The organism is Pseudonocardia sp. SID8383, assembly GCF_009864975.1.
In the GTDB taxonomy this organism is placed as follows: Bacteria; Actinomycetota; Actinomycetes; order Mycobacteriales; family Pseudonocardiaceae; genus Pseudonocardia; species Pseudonocardia alni.
The window spans coordinates 1-3,805 of record NZ_WWFY01001229.1; the positions used below are offsets into that span (position 1 = coordinate 1).

The 3,805-nt window shown below is 77.1% G+C and carries 1 protein-coding gene; it reads right to left on the bottom strand.

Translation table 11 applies throughout. The features are described from left to right. Window positions 1-3,805, bottom strand: a 3,805-nt coding sequence (locus tag GTW08_RS29900) for an acyltransferase domain-containing protein (RefSeq protein ID WP_161152857.1), incomplete at both ends; no start/stop codon positions are given.

Genomic DNA, 3,805 nt, shown 5'->3' on the forward strand with positions numbered 1-3,805 from the left:
CCCGCGGCGGCCGGCGAGCAGCAGGTGCGCCACGCCGTGGGTGGCGACGAGGTGGCGCGCCAGCGCGGCGGCGAGCCCGCCGGTGCCGCCGGTGATCAGCACGGTGCCCTGCGGGTCGAGCGGCGGCGGGACGGTGAGCACGAGCTTGCCGACGTGGCGGGCGGAGCTCATGAACCGGAACGCCTCGACGGCGTGGCGCACGTCCCAGCTGCGCACGGGCAGCGGGGACAGCGCGCCGTCGGCGAACAGCCCGGCCAGCGCGACCAGCATCTGCTGGATGCGGTGCGGGTCGACGGCGCCGAGGTCGAAGAACCGGTAGGTGATCGCGTCGGGCAGGTCCGCGGGGTCGCGGATGTCGGTCTTGCCCATCTCCAGGAACCGGCCACCGTCGCCCAGCAGGCCCATCGAGGCGTCGACGAACTCCCCGGACAGGGCGTTGAGGACCACGTCGATCCCGGCCCCGGCGAAGGTCCCGGCGAACTCCAGGGTCCGCGAGGAGGCGATGTGGTCCGGTGCGACGCCCAGCCCGCGCAGGACATCCTGCTTGGGCTCCGACGCCGTCGCGTACACCTCGGCCCCGAGGTGGTGCGCGATCTGCACCGCGGCCATGCCGACGCCGCCCGCTCCGGCGTGGATCAGCACCTTCTCACCGGGCTGCAGGTCGGCCAGGTCGACCAGGGCGTGGTAGGCGGTGAGGAACACCAGTGGGACCGACGCGGCGGTCTCCCAGTCCCAGCCGTCGGGCACGGTGGTGAGCAGCCGCTCGTCGGTGACGCCGTGCGGGCCGAACCCGCCGAACAGCATGCCGGTGACGCGGTCGCCGGGGGCGAGCGTGGTGACCTCGGGCCCGACCCCGGTGACGACGCCGGCGGCCTCGGAGCCGAACAGCCCCGCGTCGCCGGGGTACATCCCGAGCGCGTTGAGGACGTCGCGGAAGTTCAGCCCCGCGGCGCGGATCCCGACGCGGACCTCGTGCCCGCGCAGGGGGGCGAGGACGTCCGGGTGCGGCGCCAGCTCGAGGCCGTCGAGGCTGCCCTTGGCGCGGCAGCCGAGCCGCCAGGGGGTCCCGGCCGGCGGGACGAGCGCGGCGCCGGACAGCAGCGTGGCGAGCCGCCCGACCCGCACGGCGCCGTCCCGGACGATCGCCTGCGGCTCGTCGGCGTCGAACAGGGCGGGCAGCTGCGCGACCGCGGCGAGCGACGCCGGGGTGTCGTCGAGGTCGGCGACCAGCAGCCGGCCGGGGTTCTCCGACTGCGCGGAGCGCAGCAGGCCCCACACGGGTGCGGTGGCGAGGTCGAGCGGCGATCCGGAGCCGTCGGCGACGGCGCCGCGGGTGAGTACGACGAGGCGGGTCCGGGCGAGCCGGTCGTCGGCGAGCCACTGCTGGAGCAGCGCGAGGACCTCGCGGGTCAGGGTGTGTGCGGCGGCGGGGCCGGTGTCGACGGAGCCGGGGGCGGTCAGCGGGACGGCGACCAGGTCGGGCGGGTCGGCGTCGTGGAGGTCCGCGAGACCGGTGACCGTCCGCACGGTGGACACGGCGGCGGGCTCGGCGGTCAGCGCGGCGGCGACATCGCCGGCTCCCGCGCCGTCGAGGACCGCCCAGGTCGCCGGGGTGTGCCGGGGGGTGAGGGTCTGCGGCACCCAGCCCATCCGGAACAGCGATCCCGGGTCCCGGCGGTCCGGGCCCGCCGCGTCCGGCCCGGCGGCGCGCAGGGTCAGCGAGTCCACCGAGATCACCGGGTTGCCCTGCGGGTCGGCCGCGCTGATCCGGACGGCGTCGGGCCCCGCGGAGGTGACGCGCACCCGCAGCGCGGTCGCGCCGCCGGCGTGCAGGGACACCCCGTTCCAGGCGAACGGCAGCAGGCTGCGGTCGTCCCCGTCGGCGGAGGCGAACACCGTGCTGTGCAGGACGGCGTCGAACAGGGCGGGGTGCAGGCCGAAGTCGCCCGCGTCCTCGGCCCCGGCCGGAGGCAGCGCGACCTCGGCGAGGACCTCGTCGCCACGGCGCCACACCGCCTGCAGGCCGCGGAAGACCGGGCCGTACTGCAGCCCGTTGCCGGCGTAGCGGTCGTAGAGGCCGTCGATGTCGACGGGCTCGGCCCCGGCGGGCGGCCAGGTGCGGGCGTCGGCCTCCGCGACCTGCTCGCCGGGCGCGACCCGGCCGGTGGCGTGCCGGGTCCAGTCGGCGTCGGGGTCCTGCGCGGGGCGGGCGTACACGCTGACGTCGCGGGTGCCGTCGGGGTCGGCCGCGCCGACGGCGATCTGCATCTGGACCGCGCCGGTGGCGGGCAGCACGAGCGGCGCGGCGAGCATGAGCTCCTCGACGCGGTCGCAGCCGGCCTGGTCGGCGGCGCGGACGGCGAGCTCGAGGAAGCCGGTGCCGGGGAAGAAGACCATCCCGCCGACGACGTGGTCGGCGAGCCACGGGTGGGTGGTCAGGGACAGCGTGCCGGTGAGCAGCAGCTCGTCGGACCCGGCCACGGACATGGCGGCGCCGAGCAGCGGGTGGTCGGCGGGGGCCAGCCCGAGCCCGGCCGCGTCGCCCGAGCGCTGCACCGCCTTCGGCCAGTACCGCTCGTACTGGAAGGCGTAGGTGGGCAGGTCGGTGCGGCGGGCGCCGGTGCCGGCGTGGACGGCCTCCCAGTCGACGGCGGTGCCGGCGACGTGCAGCGCACCGAGCGCGGCGACGGTCGCCTCCTCCTCACCGCGGTCGGTGCGCTGCAGCGCGACGGCGGTGGCCTCGGGCGCGGACCGTGCGGCCAGCGCGGTGAGCACCCCGGCCGGGCCGATCTCCAGGAACATCCGGGCGCCGGCGTCGGTGAGGGCACCGACCCCGTCGGCGAACCGCACGGCCTCACGGACGTGGCGCACCCAGTACCCGGGATCGCACAGCTCCACCGTGGCGGGTGCCCCGGTCAGGGTGGAGACCAGCGGGATCCGGGGCTCGGCGTAGGACAGGCCCTCGGCGACGGCCGCGAACTCGGCCAGCATGGGGTCCATCAGCGGCGAGTGGAACGCGTGCGACACCCGCAGCCTGCTGGTGCGCCGGCCCTGCTCGGCGAGCCGGGCGGCGACGGCGAGGGTGGCGTCCTCCTCGCCGGACACGACGACCGACGACGGCCCGTTCACCGCCGCGATCGCGACACCGTCGGTGAGCAGCGGGGTGACCTCGTCCTCGGTCGCCTCCACGGCGACCATGGCGCCGCCGCGGGGCAGCGCCTGCATCAGCGAGGCGCGCGCGGTGACCAGCCGGCAGGCGTCGTCGAGGGAGAACACGCCCGCCACGTGGGCGGCGGCGATCTCGCCGATCGAGTGGCCGGCGACGAGGTCCGGGGTCACGCCCCAGGACTCGACGAGCCGGTACAGCGCGACCTCGACGGCGAACAGTGCGGGCTGGGTCGCCCCGGTCTCGTCGAGCGCGGCGGCGTCGGTGCCCCACACGACGTCCCGCAGGTCGTCCCCGAGCAGCGTGAGGACCTCGTCGAACGCGGCGGCGAACACCGGGTGCCGCTCGTACAGCTCGCGGCCCATGCCGAGCCGCTGGGCGCCCTGCCCGGAGAACAGCGCGGCGAGCCGGGGGCGTCCGGTGACGTGGCCGAGGGCGACGCCCGGCGCGCTCCCGTGCTCCAGCCAGCCGGCGAGCGCCGCGCGCCCGGCCCGTCCGTCCGGTCCGGTGACGACGGCGAGCCGGTGTTCCTGCACGGCGCGGGTGGTGGCGAGGGAGTACCCGGTGTCCAGCGCGGTCGGGGCGTGGTCGCGCTCGACGTGGGCGAGCAGCGCGGCGGCCTGGTCGCGCAGGGCGGCG